Origin of the sequence: Halorussus marinus, assembly GCF_004521895.1 — an archaeon.
GTDB classification, from domain to species: domain Archaea; phylum Halobacteriota; class Halobacteria; order Halobacteriales; family Haladaptataceae; genus Halorussus; species Halorussus marinus.
This window is the reverse complement of record NZ_SBIR01000004.1, coordinates 1-16,097: the sequence shown is the minus strand read 5'-3', so window position 1 is coordinate 16,097 and position 16,097 is coordinate 1. Positions and strand designations below refer to the sequence as shown.

The 16,097-nt window shown below is 72.2% G+C and carries 14 protein-coding genes; 4 read left to right on the top strand and 10 right to left on the bottom strand.

From position 1 onward, the window contains the following. Positions 1-216, bottom strand: coding sequence for a hypothetical protein (locus EPL04_RS05845; RefSeq protein ID WP_134670345.1), 216 nt, complete (start codon positions 214-216; stop codon positions 1-3). A 183-nt stretch (positions 217-399) separates the two neighbouring features. Between EPL04_RS05845 and EPL04_RS05840 the strand changes: the two genes are divergently transcribed. Then, on the top strand, positions 400-669 hold the full coding sequence (locus tag EPL04_RS05840) for a DUF7571 family protein (RefSeq protein WP_134670343.1): 270 nt from the start codon (positions 400-402) through the stop codon (positions 667-669). A 54-nt stretch (positions 670-723) separates the two neighbouring features. Here EPL04_RS05840 and EPL04_RS05835 read toward each other — a convergent pair whose 3' ends face one another. Then, positions 724-3,057 carry a DEAD/DEAH box helicase gene (locus EPL04_RS05835; protein WP_134670341.1) on the bottom strand — a complete coding sequence of 778 codons (2,334 nt, stop codon included), beginning with the start codon at positions 3,055-3,057 and terminating at the stop codon, positions 724-726. Positions 3,058-3,161: 104 nt separating this feature from the next. Here EPL04_RS05835 and EPL04_RS05830 point away from each other — a divergent pair, with 104 nt between their 5' ends. After that, positions 3,162-4,118 (top strand): AAA family ATPase, encoded by a 957-nt coding sequence (locus tag EPL04_RS05830; protein WP_134670339.1) that lies wholly within the window; start codon positions 3,162-3,164, stop codon positions 4,116-4,118. Between the two features lie 84 nt (positions 4,119-4,202). After that, the gene (locus EPL04_RS05825; protein WP_134670337.1) at positions 4,203-4,496 is read left to right on the top strand and encodes an Htur_1727 family rSAM-partnered candidate RiPP; all 294 of its coding nucleotides are present in this window, start codon (positions 4,203-4,205) and stop codon (positions 4,494-4,496) included. 22 nt (positions 4,497-4,518) lie between these two features. Here EPL04_RS05825 and EPL04_RS05820 read toward each other — a convergent pair whose 3' ends face one another. The 8 genes from EPL04_RS05820 to EPL04_RS05785 all read right to left on the bottom strand — a co-directional run bounded on the left by EPL04_RS05820 (position 4,519) and on the right by EPL04_RS05785 (position 15,280). Continuing rightward, positions 4,519-6,171, bottom strand: coding sequence for a DUF7519 family protein (locus EPL04_RS05820; protein ID WP_134670335.1), 1,653 nt, complete (start codon positions 6,169-6,171; stop codon positions 4,519-4,521). After that, a complete protein-coding gene (locus EPL04_RS05815; protein ID WP_134670333.1) occupies positions 6,168-7,586 on the bottom strand; it encodes a DUF58 domain-containing protein in 1,419 nt (472 codons plus the stop codon). The genes EPL04_RS05820 and EPL04_RS05815 overlap by 4 nt, the downstream gene beginning before the upstream one ends. Next, on the bottom strand, positions 7,583-8,221 hold the full coding sequence (locus EPL04_RS05810) for a DUF7269 family protein (protein ID WP_134670331.1): 639 nt from the start codon (positions 8,219-8,221) through the stop codon (positions 7,583-7,585). Before EPL04_RS05810 ends, EPL04_RS05815 begins: the two co-directional genes overlap by 4 nt. Next, positions 8,221-11,352: a transglutaminase TgpA family protein gene (locus EPL04_RS05805; protein WP_134670329.1), complete on the bottom strand. Its 3,132-nt coding sequence runs from the start codon at positions 11,350-11,352 to the stop codon at positions 8,221-8,223. The genes EPL04_RS05810 and EPL04_RS05805 overlap by 1 nt, the downstream gene beginning before the upstream one ends. Before the next feature lie 186 nt (positions 11,353-11,538). Continuing rightward, positions 11,539-12,294, bottom strand: coding sequence for a DNA-directed RNA polymerase subunit epsilon (locus EPL04_RS05800; protein ID WP_134670327.1), 756 nt, complete (start codon positions 12,292-12,294; stop codon positions 11,539-11,541). A gap of 151 nt (positions 12,295-12,445) precedes the next feature. Next, entirely contained in the window at positions 12,446-13,399 is a 954-nt protein-coding gene (locus EPL04_RS05795) for an alpha/beta hydrolase (protein ID WP_134670325.1), read from the bottom strand. Positions 13,400-13,506: 107 nt separating this feature from the next. Continuing rightward, positions 13,507-14,073: a HalX domain-containing protein gene (locus EPL04_RS05790; RefSeq protein ID WP_134670674.1), complete on the bottom strand. Its 567-nt coding sequence runs from the start codon at positions 14,071-14,073 to the stop codon at positions 13,507-13,509. Positions 14,074-14,197: 124 nt separating this feature from the next. Then, entirely contained in the window at positions 14,198-15,280 is a 1,083-nt protein-coding gene (locus EPL04_RS05785) for a DUF7504 family protein (RefSeq protein WP_134670323.1), read from the bottom strand. Positions 15,281-15,555: 275 nt separating this feature from the next. Here EPL04_RS05785 and EPL04_RS05780 point away from each other — a divergent pair. Next, positions 15,556-16,097 (top strand): sugar phosphate nucleotidyltransferase (locus EPL04_RS05780; RefSeq protein ID WP_167599430.1); only part of this gene is annotated, 542 nt, incomplete at its 3' end.

The window sequence follows — 16,097 nt, the reverse complement described above, 5'->3', positions numbered from 1 at the left end:
CTACTCGTCTAACAACTGGAGGTCCTCGGCGACGAGGTCCGCCAGCGTGTCCGCGAGGTCGGGGTCGACCTCCGCGACCGGGTCGCCGCCGTGTCGACGGTCGTTGTGGCGCGCGAGCGTCGCTTCGAGCTCCGGAAGCGGGACCCGGCTGGTGGTCTCGCACTCCGAGCAGACGATCGGCACGTCGGGGACGTCCTCGTCGGTGTCACTCGCCATCGTGTGTGTGCTCGGCGCGCAGTACCAAAATCGGGTCGGTTCGAGCGCCGGGTCCGGTCGCTGGGTCGTCGGACCGACGCGCGGTGGCGAGCGTCCGGGCCTCCCCGGACTGTCGCCGTCGGCAAATTCCCACGACAGCGACAAGACTATGTGGTGTGGTCTCAAGGAACTACTCGTATCGCCATGCAACCGTGCCAGAACTGCCAGACGGTCATCGACGAGTACATCTTGGATAAACAACTCGAACCGCTGCGCGATCTCACGGTCGACGATTTCAACGTCTGTGCCGACTGCGCGACGGTCGTCGACGACGCCTGCGTGGCGTGTGGCGGCGCGGTCTACGTCCCCCGAAGCCACGCGACGGCCCCCGACTACTGTCCGGCGTGTCGGTCCGACCACATCGAGCGCACGGGACGCGACCCCGGCTGGAGCCTCGATACGCCCTCGAGCTGAGCGAGCCCGCCCCGACGGCTCGCCCCCGCTTTTTTCGAACACCCCGGGCCGGCGCTACGTGGCGTCCGGCTCGGTCAGCGCCCCCAACAGGTACTCGGCCCGCTCGGCGTCGAGCGGCTCGTTTGCGTTCCCGCAGTGGGGCGACTGGACGCAGGCCGGACACCCGCCGGTCGAGTCGCAGTCACACCCGCCGATCATCTCGGCGGTGGTCGAAAGGAGCGACTCGACGGTCTCGTAGCCCTCCCGGACCAGTCCGACGCCGCCGGGGTAGCCGTCGTAGACGAAGATCGTGCTCTGGTCGGTGTGGGGGTGGCGGGGCGTCGACAGGCCGCCGATGTCGCCCCGATCGCAGAGGAGTTCGAGCGGGAACAGCGAGATCAGCCCGTGCTCGGCGGCGTGGATGGCGCCGGGGAAGTCCCCGCGCTCGCGCACCTCGGCCTCGACGTCGGCGGGGACGGTGAAGTACAGCGCCGTCGTGGACAGCGACAGCTCCGGGAGGTCGAGCGACTCGCGAGCCAGCGCGTCGCCGGTGGTCCCGTCCCGGCGCTCGAACCCGGTGATCTGCTTGCGCATCGTGACGTCCGCGAGCCGGACCGGGACGTCCTCGCGGGTCGAGAGGCGCTTCTCGCGGCGGTCGGCTTCGACGGTGATGGCCTTCTCGTGGAGGACCTTGGTGTAGTAGTCGGCCCACGTCGGCGTGAGTTCGGCGACGCCGGCGTCGAGGTCCAACTCGACCACCTCGTAGGCCTGCCCCTGGTGGTAGTAGATCGCGCCGGGGTGGGCGTCGGTCAGCGCGTCGCCAAATGGTAGGGTCGCGACGGTCTCGCCGTTCCTGCGGTCGAGCAGGTTCACCTCGCGGTCGTCGATGGTCCGGAGGCTCGTCTCGTGTTGGGGACTGCCGCCGCCGTCGTACGTCCACCGGACTCCCTCGGCGGTGGTGCGGCGCTCGAGTTCGCCCGCGTCTTCGAGCCCCGCGACCAGATCCGAAAACTCCTCGCCGAAGAAGCGCTCGTCGGCGGGTTCGAGCCACGTCTCGCGAGCCGCCGAGCGGACGTGATCGGGCATCAGTTCGTCGTTCGCGGGGTTCACGACCGCGCGCTCGGGGTCGCCGTCGAACAGCTCGTCGGGATCGCTCATCAGGTACTGGTCGAGCTGGTCCTCGCCCGCGACCAGCCCCACCAGCGCGGGGTCCTCGCCCCGGCCGGCGCGGCCGGCCTGCTGGAACGCCGCCATCCGAGTGCCGGGGTAGCCGTCGAGCAGGACGGCGTCGAGCCCGCCGATGTCGACCCCGAGCTCCAAGGCGTTCGTGCTCCAGACGCCCGGAATCTCGCCGTCCCGGAGCCCGTCTTCGATCTCGCTTCGTCGGTCGCGACCCAGCGCGGCCTGATACGCGGTCACGTCGGGCGCGAGGTCCCCGCGACCGCGCTCGCGGAGTTCGTCGGCGCTCTCCATCGCGTACCGCTCGGCGGCCTGTCGCGCCCGGGTGAACGTCAGCGTCTGGTAGCCCTTCGAGACGAGGTCGGCGAACAGCCGCTTGGTCTCGGTGTGGCTCGACGTGCGGCGGCCGCTGGCTCCCGCCGCGGGGTTCTCGTACTCGGGCGGGTTCCACAACACCCAGTGGGTCGGGCCGGTCGCGCTCGCGTCCTCGTCGACGAGCCGGAACGACGATTCGGGCTCGCCGGTCACGCTCGCGGCGTGCTCGACCGGGTTGCCGATGGTGGCCGAACAGCAGACGAAATCGGGGTCCGAATCGTAGCGCTCACAGACCCGCCGGAGCCGGCGTACCACGAGCGAGACGTGGCTCCCGAACACCCCGCGGTACTCGTGGACCTCGTCGAGCACCACCGTTTCGAGGCCCTTGAAGAACCAGTCCCAGAGCCGGTAGGCGTGGGGCAACAGCGCGTAGTGGAGCATGTCCGGGGTCACGAGCAGGACGGTCGGCCGGCGGTCCCGGACCGCCTCTTTGTCCGTCCGGTCGAGCCGACCGGTGTATCGCTCGACCGAGACGCGGCTCCCGAACCCGAGGTCGCGCGCGAGCCCCGACAGCGTCTCGTGCTGGTCGTTGATGAGCGCGACCTGCGGGGCGACGTAGAGAGTCCGCCCGCCGTGATCCATCGCGCGCTCGAACGCGGGGACGGTGTAGGTCAGGCTCTTGCCGCTGGCGGTCGGCGTGGCGACGACGGCGTTCGCCCCGCCGCGGACCGCCTCGACCGCCGCGGCCTGATGGCGGTAGAGCGCCTCGATCCCGCGGTCGGCGAGCGCCGACTCCAGTCGCGATTCGAGCGCCACGTCGCGGGTCTCGCCCGCCCGTCCGGGTCGGGTGCGGTGGGCCGCGATCTGGCCGTCGTAGTAGGGGCGCTCGCGGAGCCACTCGATTGTCTCGTCCACGTCCGGGCGGTAGGGGCCGGTCGTCTAACGCCTTTCGCCCCGGAGCGACCGCGATCGCCCGAGGCGGGCCGAACCCTTTTAATCGGGCGCCGAGATGTCGGCGCATGGACCAACCGACCGCAACGAAGCGATGCGAGCGCGTCCTCGACGCGGTCGGCGACGCGGTCATCGCCGACCGGGAGTTCCTCGAAACCGTCCTCACCGGGATCCTCGCCCGGGGCCACGTCCTGCTGGAGGACGTGCCCGGCACGGGCAAGACCCTGACCGCCCGGAGCTTCGCCGACGCGCTCGGACTCTCGTTTTCGCGCATCCAGTTCACTCCCGACCTCCTCCCGGCCGACATCACCGGCTCGAACGTGTACAACGAGGGGACCGGCGACTTCGAGTTCTCGCCCGGCCCCGTCTTCGCGAACGTGGTGCTGGCCGACGAGATCAACCGCGCGCCGCCCAAGACTCAGGCCGCGCTCCTCGAAGCCATGGGGGAAGGACAGGTCACCGTCGACGGCGACACCCACCGGCTCCCCGAGCCGTTCTTCGTGCTCGCGACCCAGAATCCGGTCGAACAGCAGGGCACCTTCGGCCTGCCGGAGGCCCAGCGCGACCGGTTCATCGTCAAGACCGAGATGGGCTACCCCGACTTCGACGGCGAGCGCGAACTCATCGACCGGCGGGCCGACCGGGTCGCGAAGGCCCCGAGCGTCGAGGCGGTCCTGCAGGGCCGGGAGGTCCCCGAGATCCAACGGGTGCTCGAAGGCATCCGGGTCGACGACAAGCTCCGGGACTACGTGGTCGCGCTCGGGCGGGCGACCCGAGAGGACGACCGGATCGACGTCGGCGTCTCGCCGCGCGGAGTCCAGCGGCTGTTCGAGGCCGCCCGCGCCGGCGCGGTCGTCAACGGCCGCGACTACGTGGTGCCCGACGACGTCAAGCGGGTCGCGCGGCCGGCGCTCGCCCATCGGCTGGTGCTGACCGACGAGGCGGGCGTCCGGGGCGTCGACCGGGAGGCGGTCGTCGCCGACGTGCTCGATCGGGTCGACGTGCCCGCTGTCACGCCCACCTGAGCGGCGCGCCGAACGTCATCGGGGCGGCTCCCGCGGGCCGGGAACCGCCGCAACTCGTTTTTCGCCCCGTTCGAATCGCCGTCCATGGTCGAGAAAGCGAGACGCGCGAAGGTCGGACCCGCGCGTGCGGACCCGGACCGGACGTGGGAGGTGTTCGCCCGCGACGAGGCCGGCGACGACCCGCGGTACGTCGGGCGGGTTCGGGCGGGCGACGCCGACGCGGCCCACGCGGAGGCGAGTCGGCTGTTCTGCTGGTACGCCGCGGAGGTGTGGGTGGTTCCGTCGGCGGCGATCCGGACGTATGCGGTCGACGCCGCCGGCGAATCCGAGTCGGCGCTCCCGGAGACCGGCGACGAGGGCCGGACCCACGAGCTGTAAGTCCGCGCGACCGGCGGCCGGCTCACCGGAGCGCCGCCACCAGCAGGACGATCGCGCCGACCGCGCCGACGAGCGCGACGGTCACGCCGCCGACCGCCGTCGGCGCCGCCGACGGGATCGCGTCCGCCACGCCGTCGGCGGCCGCGAGCGCGAGCCCCCCGACCGCGACCGTTCCGACCGCGTGCAACAGTTCGGCGCGGCGGGTGTCGGCTCGCCGACCGACCTCGGCGCCGAGCGTCGTCGCGAACTCCCCCGCGTCCCAGATGACGAGCGCGAGCGCGAGCCCCGCGAGCACCGTCCAGAGGGGCACGTCAAGCGTCCCCGCGAACGCCGCCGCGACGAACAGCCCGCCGGCCGCGAGCGACGGCCCGGCGACCGCGTCGGCGACGAGCCCGATCGCGAAGCAAAACCAGAGGGCGAACACGCCGAGCGCCGCCAGAAACGCCACCAGCGCGGCGAGCCCGACGACGACGGTCTCGGCGCCGTAGAAGTCGACGACTCCCCCAGAGAGCCGGCGGAACTGGTCGGCGAGCGCCGCGTCGAGCCGCCCGGCGACGAACGCGACCAGTCCGTCGACGACCCGTTCGCCGGCGACCCACGACGCGGCGGCGATCGCGACGCCCGCGGCGTGCGGCGCGTAGCCGACGAGCAGGTCGGCGGTCGGCGTGCGGGCCGACCCTCTCACGAGCGCGACCGCGACCGCGACCGCGAGCGCGCCGACGGTCAGCCCGACGAGGGCGCGGCGAAGCCCGGTGTCGGTGGTCACGTCGACGAGCGGATCGAAGGCGGCGGGCGGGAGCGCCGCGCGGAGGGCGTCGGTCGGGACCGCGACGCCGACGAGGAGTGCGATCGGGAGCGCGGCCAGCGCCGCGGTCGCGACCCAGACCGCCGCGCGGTCGAGGGCGTCCGCGACGGCCGCCACTTCGAGGTCGCCGACCGTCGCCCCGCCCGCGAGTTCGCGGATCGGGAGCGCCCGGAGCGCCCGGTAGGTCGCGAACGCCGCGGCCGCGACCACCGCGGCGAACGACCCGATCTCCGGGTCGGACGCGGCGGGGGCGAACAGCCAGCCCGACGCCCCGGTCGCGACCCGGTCGACGATCCGGTCGACCGCCACCAGATCGTACTCCGTCGCGAGGGCGGTGGCCGCGAGCCCGACGGCGACCGCAACCGGGACGACGGCGGTCCGGACCACCAGCCCCCAGCACCGCCCCAGCGTCTCGCCGGTGGCGACCCGCCGGACCGACGCGGCCGCGCCGAAGACCGCGAGCGTACAGCCACAGAGCACCGCCGCGATCCCGAGGAGCCGGAGGCTCTGGCCCGCCACCCGGGTCGGGTTCGGTGCGGGGAACACCGCCGCGAACTCGACGAGCAGTTCGTAGCCGATCCCGGCCGCGACAGCGCCGACCGCGGGCACGACGAGGAGGCTCGCCGCCAGCGTCCCGGAGACCCGCCACGAGTCGAGGTCCAACAGCCAGAGCGCGGCCGCGAGCCCGACCGCGCCCGCCCCGGCGACCGGCACGCCGGCGCCGACCCCCGCGAGCCGGCTCAGGAGCGCGACGCCACAGACGGTGCCGAGTCCGGCGATCGCGGTGCTCGTTCGGGTCGGGGCCCAGTTTCGCTCCGGGACGGTGTCGGTCGGGCTGTCGGGCGCACGATCGGGAGTAGCGTCTGTCATGAGTGTGCGAGGAGCGTCCGTAGCGATCGTTCGAGCGCGACGTCGAGCGGGTCGGCGACATCCCAGTCGACCGTCGACGCGCCGGTCGCCCGGAGGTCCCAGAGCCGTAGCGTCCGTCTGGCGGCCGCGACCGTCCGGCCCGGCGAGTCGTCGCCGGTCACGTCGGGGCTGAGGACCGCCAGTTCGTGACCCCGGACCGCAAGCGACTCCGCGAGCGACTCGGGCCAGCCGTCGAGCGCCGGCGAGACCAGCACGACCTGCGAGTCCGCCGGCAGTCGGGCCAACAGCCGGCGGATCACGGGGTCGGTCCGACCGCCGTCCGGGGCCGCCGCGCCGGGGGCGTCGGCCGCATCGTCCGGGCGCTCGGCCGTCGGCTCCCGGGGCCCGGCGGCCGGCGCGGCCAGCGAGCCGTCGGACTCGTCGGTCGGGACCGATCCGGGGTCGTCGCGCTCGGCCGCGCGCCCGACCGCCGCGAAGACCCGCCGGGCGCTCCCGACCCCGTCGTCGGTGCCGACCCACGGGAGGCCGTCGGGCGGGAGCGCGCCCTCGTAGTCGCCGTCCCGGAGCCCGACCGCGGTGACGGTCGTCGCCACGCCCGCCGCGGTGAGCGCGTCGTACAGGCGTTCGGCCGCGTACGCCGACAGCTCGGCGCCGTTCGGGTAGCCGGCCCGGGCGGTCGCCCGCGCGACGGGACGGGCGTCCACGACGACCACGGTCCGAGCCGCCCGCTCCTCGCGGAACCGGACCGTCGTGAGGTCGCCGGTCTTGCCGAACCGCCGCCAGTCGATCCGGCTCAGCGAGTCGCCCGGCCGGTACTCCCGGGTCGAGTGAAACTCGATGCCCTCCCCGCCCGAGTCGGTCGTGTGGGTGCCGACCCGGCGGGGCGACGGGCTCGCGAACGGCGGCTCGGACACTCCGAGCGAGCACGAGAGGGTGTCGGCGCCCGACGCCTCGACCGCGACGGTCGCCCGGTCGGTCCCGCTCAGCGTCCGGACCCGGATCGCGGGGTCGCCGAACGCGTGGTCCCCGCGGGTGGCGACGACCGAGTACGTCGCCGTCGCGGTCTCGCCCGGCCGGAGCGCGAGCGCGGCGCGCGGCGACCCCTCGACCACCCGTAGCTCGTCGGGGACCGCGTCGACGAGCCGGAGGTCCGCGAGCGCCGACTCGCCCTCGTTGCGGACGGTGAGTTTCACCTCGACGGTCGCGCCCGGTGGCGGCTCTGCGGGCGAGAACGACCGCTCGACGCTCGGCGCGGGCGCGTCCGACAGCGCCGAGAGCGCGCCGTACGCGACGTAGCTCAGCGGGACGACCGACGCCGCCAACAGCCGCGGTTCGGCGTACAGCAGGCTGATCGCGGTCAGCAGGAGCGTCCCGGCGAGGCCGCCCCGCCACCGCGGGACGCGCTCGCGGGTCACGTCGCCTCACCTCCGTCTCCGGTCGATCCGGCGTCGAAGGGGTCCTCGAGCGCCGCGACCGTGCGCTCGATGCGGCGCCGGCGCTCGGCCTCGGGGTCGAGCCACTTTCGGAGCCGGGCCCCGAGCGGGAACGCCGGCCCGCCCTCGGTGGCGAGAAATGCCGCGGCGGTCTGGTCGGCGGTCCACGCGCCGGTCTCGACCGCCCGGGTCGCCGCCTCGGGCGAGCAGTCAGCCCGGCGGGCGTGAGCCGCCTCCGCGGTCCCCGCGAGGGTCGCCCGGACCGACGCCAGCGCCGCCGGGTCGCCCGCGACCGCGTCGGCGACGCGCTCGTCGAGGGTCCGACCGGTCCGGGGGCGATCGGCGGCGGTGACGCGCTCGGGCGGGTCGCCGACCCCTTCGAACGGCGCCGACGGCCCGACGGGAGCCGGCGGGCGAGCCGACCCCGACCGGGCGCTCCACGCGGCGTAGAGCCCGACGACCGCGCCGAGCGCGAGCAGGAGTCGCCGAGGGTCGCGAGATTCGAGGCGGGCGGCGACCGCGGCCACCTGCTCGGCCGCGACGTCGGGCGCGAAGACGACGACCGCGGTGGCCGCGGTCAGGAGCGCGCCGAGGCCCCCGAGCAGACGCCGGCCCATCAGTCCTCACCCCCCGCGCCGTCGGCGTCGGCGTCATCTTCGGGCCGGGTCGCCGCCTCGATGGCCGCCAGCGCGTCCTCGACGCGGGCGAGTCGGTCGGCCGGCGAGCGAGCGCCGTACTCGACGTCCCGGAACGCGTCTCTGAGCGTCGCCACCGCGTCGGCCGGGAGGTCGTCGACCCGGACGGCGTGGACCGCGAGCTCGCCGGGGGTCATCGCGGCCGGCCGGCGCACCGAGACGGCGCCGAGGAACTCGCGCCACGCCTCCCGGAGCGTCCGATAGGAGTCCTCGTCGGTGGTTTCGGCGTCGTCGTCGGCGGCCGGGGTGCCGGCGCGGTCCTCGACCGACCGGCGAACCCGCGACCGCATCGCTTCGATCCGCTCGCCCAGCCACGCCCGGAGCCGCGCGAGCAGTTCGCGGACGGTCGTCTCGCGGGCCACGAGCTCCCGGAGCGCGGCCGCGACCGACGCGATCGCTTCTTCGAGGAACGCCGCGATCCCGAACAGCGCGGCGACCGCGAGCCGCGGCAGGGCGGTCGTCGCGGCGAGCACGACGCCCGCGACGCGTCGGGGCGTCACGCCCCGTCGAGCCGCGAACAAGGCCAGCCCGCCGACCGCGAGCGCGACCCCGAGCAGGACGCCCGCGAGGTTCGCGAACAGCCCCGAGACGGTCTCCCGGGCGGTCTGGCCGTCGGCCGAGACGACGACGTCGGCGCTCGACGCGAACGGGAGCCGGGCGGTCGCGGTGCCGTCGACGCCGGTTGTCAGGTCGGCGCCGCCGACCGCCACCGACGCGTTCGCCACCGGCTCGCCGTCGTAGTTCGCCGACACCTCGACGCCGGTGGCCGGCAGGGCGACCGGGAGCGACGGCTCGGCGGTGACGTTCAGCGCCGGGAGTTCGACGGTCGTCTCGCCCGACACCGGGCCGCGCGAGGCCGCGACCGTGACGGGACCGGGCGAGTCGGGGAGTCGGATCTCTGCCCGTCCCCGGCGGTCGGTCTCGGCGACTCGCTCGCCGCCGACCCGCACGTCGGCGTTCCGGAGCGGGACGTCGTCGACCGTCGCGGTCACGACCACCTCGCCGCCGGTGACGATCTCGCTCGACACGGTCAGCGTGGCGTTGGTCTCGAGCGCGTACGATCGAGAACCGTTGGTCTCGTTGGCGACCGAGAGCGCGCCGGGCGGCGTCGAGACCGAGGCGGGGCGGTCGAACGCCAGCGACCCCATCGCGGCGGTCCGGGAGACCTCGCGTACCGTCACGGTGAGATTCCGGGCGTAGGGGACCTCGCCAGACACTCGTCCCGCGTCGTCGGTCGTTCCGACCTGCTCGCCGTTGAACAGGACCTCCACGCCCGACGCCGGCGATCCGTCGCGAGCGACGGTCGCGGTCACGGTCGCGCCCGGCACCGGCGTGCGGTTGAGCGAAACGTCGTAGCCGGCGGCGGCCGTCTCGTCGGCCCCGTCGGTTTTTTCGGAGTTGTCGGTCTCTTCGGTCTCTTCGGTCTCTTCGGTCTCGTCGGTCTCGTCGGTCTCGTCGGTCTCGTCGGTCTTTTCGGAGTTGTCGGTCTCGTCAGTGTCGTCGGTGTCCTCGGCGTCGTCGGTCGTTTCGCCCGGTTCGCTCGATCCGTCGCCGGTGGTCTCGGTCGCTTCTCCGCCGGTCGTCTCGTCCGATCCGCTCTCTTCTCCGCCGGACTCGCCCGACTGCGTCCCGCCGGCGTCGTCCGTCGTCGCGCCCGAGCCGTCGGGCGTGCCGGTCGACGCCCCCGGGTCGGTCGCGGTCCCGGGTTCGCCGTCGGCCGTCCCGTCCGACCCGCCCTCGGTCGCCGGGCCCGCCGTCGAGCCGCCGGCGGTGGCGTCGGCCGTCGCGCCGGTGGCGGTGCCGACACCGTCCCCGCCCGTCTGGCCCGCCCCGGGCGTCACGGTGCCCTCCGCGGAGAACGTCTCGTTCGGGCTCCCCTCCTCGACGGGGTCGTAGTCGGTCTCGCCGGTCCGGTTTTCGAGCGCGGCCTGTTCGGCCCGGAGTCGGTCGCTCCCCGGCGTGGGGTCGAACCGGACCCACCCGACCTCCGGGAAGTACACCTCGACCCACGCGTGGGCGTTCATCCCCCGGACTTCGTAGGTGTTTGGCCCGACCTGCTGGCCGGTCGAGTAGCCGACGACGTACCGGGCGGGGACGCCCTGGGACCGGAGCATCGCTGTCATCGAGGTCGCGAAGTACTCGCAGTAGCCTTGCTCCATCTCGAAGACGAACTCGGCGGCCGCGTCCTCGCCGGGGCGGCTGGCGTTCAGCGAGTAGCTCTTGTTCGCTTCGAGCCACGATTCGATCCGGGTCGCGGTCCCGTACGGCGAGTCGGCGTCGGCGGTCAGGTTCGCGGTGAACGGGGCGAGCCGGCGCTCGGTGTCCTCGGGCAGGGCGGTGTACCGCGACTCGATCTCGTCGGGGTACTCGCGGCCCGCGGTGCGGAGCAACGTCGGGTCCTGCGGAGGTCGGTGGCTCACGCCCGCGTAGGTCGTGCCCGCCGGCAGGGCCGTCTCGCTGGCGAACGCACGGCGGTCGGTGACGAGCGGCGAGTCGACGCCCGAGATCGACTCGGGACGCCAGACGCTCGGGAGCGCGGTCGCCGACTGATTGAGTCGGACCCGGTACTCGACGCGCTCGCCGGCGATTCCCTCGCCGCCGAGCGGCCCGGTGTACGGTCGGGGCTCGCCGGATCGCTCCCAGCCAGCACCGGTGTAGGTGTCGTACGCGCCGGTCCGCCAGTAGCTCTTCGCGCTGGCTCGGACGGTGAAGTGGACCGCGGCGTTCTGCGATCGGAAGGCGCTGGCGCCGTCGCTCGCCAGCGGCCCGCCCACGTCGGTTCGCTCGCCGGGATTGAGCGCGCCGAGGCTCCCGCCCCCGGAGAGCGCGTCGGCGCCGCCACCGCTACCGGCGGGCGCGGCGTCGTACGGGTCGGCGTTCGGTTGCGGGACGGTCGAGCCCAGCGGCGAGTCGCCCAGCCCCGACGAGGAGACCGCCGGCACGACTATCGCGGCGAGCGCGATGGCCACGACACAGCACACGACCAACAGCGTCCGGAGGCGGTCGCGCGACTGCTCGTCGTCGGGCACCAGCGAGGGCGACGTGTCGGTCATGTCGGGTGCGGACCCGGCCCCGGGTCGATCGCGTCGGGGCCGAGAGGTACGGGTGCAAACTCCGAGGACACACGTAAAAAGATTGGTGAATGTGGGAGTCGTTGCCGAGTCGATCGCTCGCGTCCGGCGGTCGTTTAAGTGCTTTTGGCGATAAGGAGAATATACGAGCCGAGGTCGATCCGGGTTCTACTGGTCTCGCGTCCCCTCGAAGCCGCCGCTCCGCCCGTCGCCGGACCCTCGGGTTTCGAGGCTCGGGAGGTTCGGGTCGCGGTAGGGGTTGTGGCCGTGGACCGCCTCGTCGAGCCCCCGCTCGTCGATCTGGTCTCTCAGGACCCGTCGGAGCCGGTTCAGGCTCGTGATGTCGATGCCGTGTTTTTCGGCGAGGTCGGCGAACGCCGGATCGTCGGTGATCGAGTCGAACTGATCGTAGAGGGCTTCGAGGCGCTCGGGCGGGAGGCTCCCGATCCACTCGGCGTCGTGGAGCCCGAGGTACCGCTCGCGCTCGGTGTCGACGACGTGGCGGATCGTGACGAGCGCGACCTTCGGGATCGCCCGCTGGCTCCCGAACGCGGTGAGATCGAGGTCGGCCATCACGCCGATGACCCGGTCGCGTTGCCACGGCGTCAGCGACAGGTCGTTGCAGAGGGCGTGGGTGATCCGGAGCTTGTCGAGGCGGTGCATCCGCTCGCTGTGGCCGGCCATCGCCGCGTGGCGCTCCTCGTGGAGTCGGCGGACGCTGTCGGAGAGGTCCGCGTCGGGCGAGCGCGCACGGCCGATCTGGGTCGCGGCCGGCGTCACCGGCCCCCACTGACGGACGATGCCGTCGCGCTGGAGGTCCGCGCGCGCGACCGCGCCGTCGCCGGCACGCCGGCTGAAGTGGCGATCGTCCGCGGGGTCGTGTTGCCACGTCGGAAGCGCCGCGTCGGAGTCGCTCTCGGTCATCACCCACCTCTAGCGGCGCGACGCGGTTTAAATATACGGCTCGTCGAACCGTCGAACGCCGTGGCTCGGCGGGCGATTGCTCCGGGAGAACGGCGATCCGTTTCGCCTCGTATCTACACCTTATCGCCAGAACCACTTAAACGAACCGCGATCAGCGAGTCGATTCGGACTCGTCGAACGCCGCACGGAGGTGGTCGGCGATCTCGGCGATGGCCTCGCGGGCGCGGTCGATCTCCTCGGTCATGGTCGCGAAGCCGTGGATCATGTCGTCGTAGTTGACGTGGCGGACGTCGACGCCGTCGGCCGCCAACTGGTCGGCGTAGTTCGCGCCGCCGTCCCGGAGCGGGTCGAAGCCCGCGGTGAGGACCGTCGCCGGCGGGACCCCCGAGAGGTCACAGGCGTTCGACGGGTCGGCGTAGGGGTTGCGCTCGTGGACGTCGCTCTCGAAGTAGCAGTCACGGAACCACTCTAGATCCCCCCGCTCTAAGACCCGACCGCCGTGTTTCTCGACCGACTCCTGACCGTCCTCGACGCCGACGCCGGGGTACAGAAGCGCCTGATAGTCGATATCGGGGCCCGCCTTCTCGGCCGCCATCAGGGACGCGACGGCCGCCAGCGCGCCGCCCGCGCTGTCGCCCGCGACCGCCAGCCGACCGTCGCCGGCGAGCGCGTCGGTGTTGTCGGCCGCCCACTTCGTCGCGGCGTAGGCGTCCTCGACCGCCGCCGGGAACGGGTGCTCGGGCGCGAGCCGGTAGTCGACCGCCATCACCACGCAGTCGCTCTCGCGGGTCAGATGGCGACACAGTAGATCGTGGCTCGCCAGATCGCCGATGACGTACCCGCCGCCGTGGAAGTAGACCACCGTCGGGAACGGCCCCTCGCCGGTGGGCCGGTAGAGTCGGACCGGGAGGTCGCCGCCGGGCCCCGGGATCGTCCGATCGACGGTCCGGCCGACCGACGGGGGGTTCCGGTTCTGAACCCAGTTCGTGAGCCGCATCAGGAGGCGCAAGCGGCCGAGCCCGACCTCTCGGATCGGGGCGAGGCCGAGCTGCTCGCGCCGGTCGAGCATCGCCCGCGCCTGCGGGTGGATCTCGTCGGCTTCCATACCGGCTCTGCGGGCCGTTCTGTCAAAAAGTCGGCGATCGGTGAACCGACCCGAGATCCGACCGCGCGGCGTTCGAGCCCGTCACGTCCCTGCGTCAGCGAGACGAGTCAGCCCTCGGGGTCGTAGAACTCCGCCCGGAGGTCGTCGTCGTCGAGTTCGGTCGCCGTCTCCGAGAGGCGGGTGCGAAGTTCGGCGAGCTCCTCGGTGAGTTCGACGTACTCGTCGTTGGCTTCGAGCTCTTCGGGGGCCTTCTTGGCTTCGATCGCGGCCTTCTTGTTCGCCAGCGACAGGAACCGCCGCATCTGAGCGTCGTAGGTGGTGCGCCGCACCAGCGTCTCGACGGTCTCGAGGAGCTCTTCGGCGTTCGACACCGGCTTTTCGAGGTACGCGTCGAAGCCGAGTTCGAGGATGTCGAAGTCGGGTTCGACCGCCGAGACCAGCGCGACCCGGCAGGTGAGCCCCCGATCGTGGATCTCGTCGAGCACGTCCTCGCCCGAGATGTCGGGCATCCGCCGGTCGAGGAGCACGACGTCGACCTCGGCGTCGAGCTTGTCGAGCGCCTCGGAACCGCTGTAGGCGGTCCGGACCGCGTACTCCTCTTCGAGCCACTGTGCGTACGCGTCGGTGATCGGCCGCTCGTCGTCGGCTATCAGGACTGTCGCTTGCTGGGGCATGGAACCGGTCTCGTTCTGACTCCCTGTTGATTCACTCATACTCTGTGATCGTAACCTCTCTGGCCGCTCGGTTTCGCGACGCGGCCGATCGACCGCATCCGCGCGTGACTGACACCGAACATGATCAGCTCGACTCCGTCTCGAACGGCGATTTGGCGGTCTCGGGCTCGTAACCGCTCAGGAAGACGAGGTTCCCTCGACCGACCTGGACCCGAGTGATGAGGCCTTTGTCCTCCATCTTCGAGAGCTTTCGGCTGACGGTGGATTTCGACCAGTCGGTCTCCTCGGTCACGTCGGTCTGTTTCATCCGACCGCCGTAACTGGTGAGTAGCTCGCGGATGCGGTCCTCGTCGGTGAGCATCGCGTCGTTCGGCACGTCGTCGACCGCGTTTCCGGCGGGCGAGTCGGAGGGGCTCGCCGGGCCGTCGGTGGTCGGTCGTTGCGTCGAGTTCTCGCCGTTCGACGCGGCGGCGTCTCCGCCCGAGAACAGCGACGACAGCGAGTCCCGGATGGCATCGAACACGCCGCCGTCGGTGTCGTCGATCTCGACGTCCGTGTCGTGGTTCTGGGTGTGGTCGCTGGTCGCGGTCCGGTCGCCGTACGTCTCGGTCACCGACCACTCCTCGCCGTCCGGGGACACCTCCACGACCGCGTCGAACAGCGTTTCGAGCGTGTTGATCGTCTTTTCGTCGTGAACGTCCGGATCCATGTGGTAGACCCCGATGGCGTCGACGGCCCCGACCCGGTGGGTCAGGATGTGGAGATACCGGAACGCGGTGTCGAAGTCCACGTACTCGAGCAGGACGGTCAGCGTCTGGACCGACACCACCGTCTGGTTGCCGTTGTCCTGCCACCGGGTCAGCTGCTCGCTCAGCGGCGCGATGATGTCCATCGGCTGGTTCGGGTCGACCCGGCCGACCGACACGCGCTCGGGAAGCGAGTCTTCCCCGTCGGGCCGCGTCTCGACCGTGTTGGCGTGGATGAACGCGAGTTCCGCGGGAAGCATCCCGACGTGTTCGCGCCAGTTTGCCACCCACGTCTCGGGCGGCGGCGTGTAGGTCACGGCGGCGACGTTGGTCCGCGCGGGCGGTTCTACGGCCGCGAGCAGTTCGAGACAGGCTCGGTTGCCTGTCGGCGTTAACGGAGCCAGCAGGAGCACGTTCGAGGACTGTTCGAGCTGTCTCCTGTCGGATGTGTTTATATTCATTCGTTGTAGGTCGTGTCCTCGTTCGTTCGGGGGGAGATGTCGCAGACAGTTCGCCAAGTACCTGCCCTAACGCTATCGAACGTATTAATCTATCCTTCCCGTACTTGAGTCCGGTACGTTCTATTGAACGATACCGGCGTTCTCCGACCCGCCGTCGCGGGTGACGGGTCGAGAACGCGGTGGCGGTACTGAATCCAACCACGCCGAAGAATAAAAGAACACGGGGAGCCACGAGACCCCCACACTCAAACCGGACGAGCACCAATTCGAGCCCGATGAACGCAGTCATCCTCGCGGCGGGTGAAGGCACGCGGATCCGCCCGCTGTCGGCGTCGCTCCCGAAACCGATGTTGCCGGTCGCCGACCGGCCGCTGGCCGCCCACGCCGCGGCCGCCGCCGTCCGGGCCGGCGCCGACCAACTCGTTTTCGTCGTCGGCTACGAGGCCGACGCAGTCCGGACGTACTTCGGCGACGACTACGAGGGCGTGCCGGTCAGCTACGCGGTCCAACACGAGCAGGCCGGGACCGCCGACGCGGTCCGGGCCGCCCGCGACCATCTCGACGGCGAGTTCGTCGTGCTCAACGGCGACAACCTCTACGATCCCGGCGCCGTCGACGCGCTGTTCGCCGACGGCCCGACCATCGGCGCGGTCCGGGTCGACGACCCGTCGAACTACGGCGTGCTCTCGACCCGCGACGGGCTCGTCACCGACGTGGTCGAAAAGCCCACGGATCCGCCGACGACGCTGGCGAACGCCGGCGCGTACGCGTTCCCCGCGGAGGCGACCGCGTGGCTCGACGTCCCCGCGAGCGAGCG

What these genes read in the sequence shown, in the direction of transcription:
- EPL04_RS05845 (WP_134670345.1), bottom strand. Translation starts at nt 216, where the DNA reads ATGGCGAGTGACACCGACGAGGACGTCCCCGACGTGCCGATCGTCTGC.
- EPL04_RS05840 (WP_134670343.1), top strand. Translation starts at nt 400, where the DNA reads ATGCAACCGTGCCAGAACTGCCAGACGGTCATCGACGAGTACATCTTG.
- EPL04_RS05830 (WP_134670339.1), top strand. Translation starts at nt 3,162, where the DNA reads ATGGACCAACCGACCGCAACGAAGCGATGCGAGCGCGTCCTCGACGCG.
- EPL04_RS05825 (WP_134670337.1), top strand. Translation starts at nt 4,203, where the DNA reads ATGGTCGAGAAAGCGAGACGCGCGAAGGTCGGACCCGCGCGTGCGGAC.
- EPL04_RS05820 (WP_134670335.1), bottom strand. Translation starts at nt 6,171, where the DNA reads ATGACAGACGCTACTCCCGATCGTGCGCCCGACAGCCCGACCGACACC.
- EPL04_RS05810 (WP_134670331.1), bottom strand. Translation starts at nt 8,221, where the DNA reads ATGGGCCGGCGTCTGCTCGGGGGCCTCGGCGCGCTCCTGACCGCGGCC.
- EPL04_RS05805 (WP_134670329.1), bottom strand. Translation starts at nt 11,352, where the DNA reads ATGACCGACACGTCGCCCTCGCTGGTGCCCGACGACGAGCAGTCGCGC.
- EPL04_RS05800 (WP_134670327.1), bottom strand. Translation starts at nt 12,294, where the DNA reads ATGACCGAGAGCGACTCCGACGCGGCGCTTCCGACGTGGCAACACGAC.
- EPL04_RS05795 (WP_134670325.1), bottom strand. Translation starts at nt 13,399, where the DNA reads ATGGAAGCCGACGAGATCCACCCGCAGGCGCGGGCGATGCTCGACCGG.
- EPL04_RS05790 (WP_134670674.1), bottom strand. Translation starts at nt 14,073, where the DNA reads ATGCCCCAGCAAGCGACAGTCCTGATAGCCGACGACGAGCGGCCGATC.
- EPL04_RS05785 (WP_134670323.1), bottom strand. Translation starts at nt 15,280, where the DNA reads ATGAATATAAACACATCCGACAGGAGACAGCTCGAACAGTCCTCGAAC.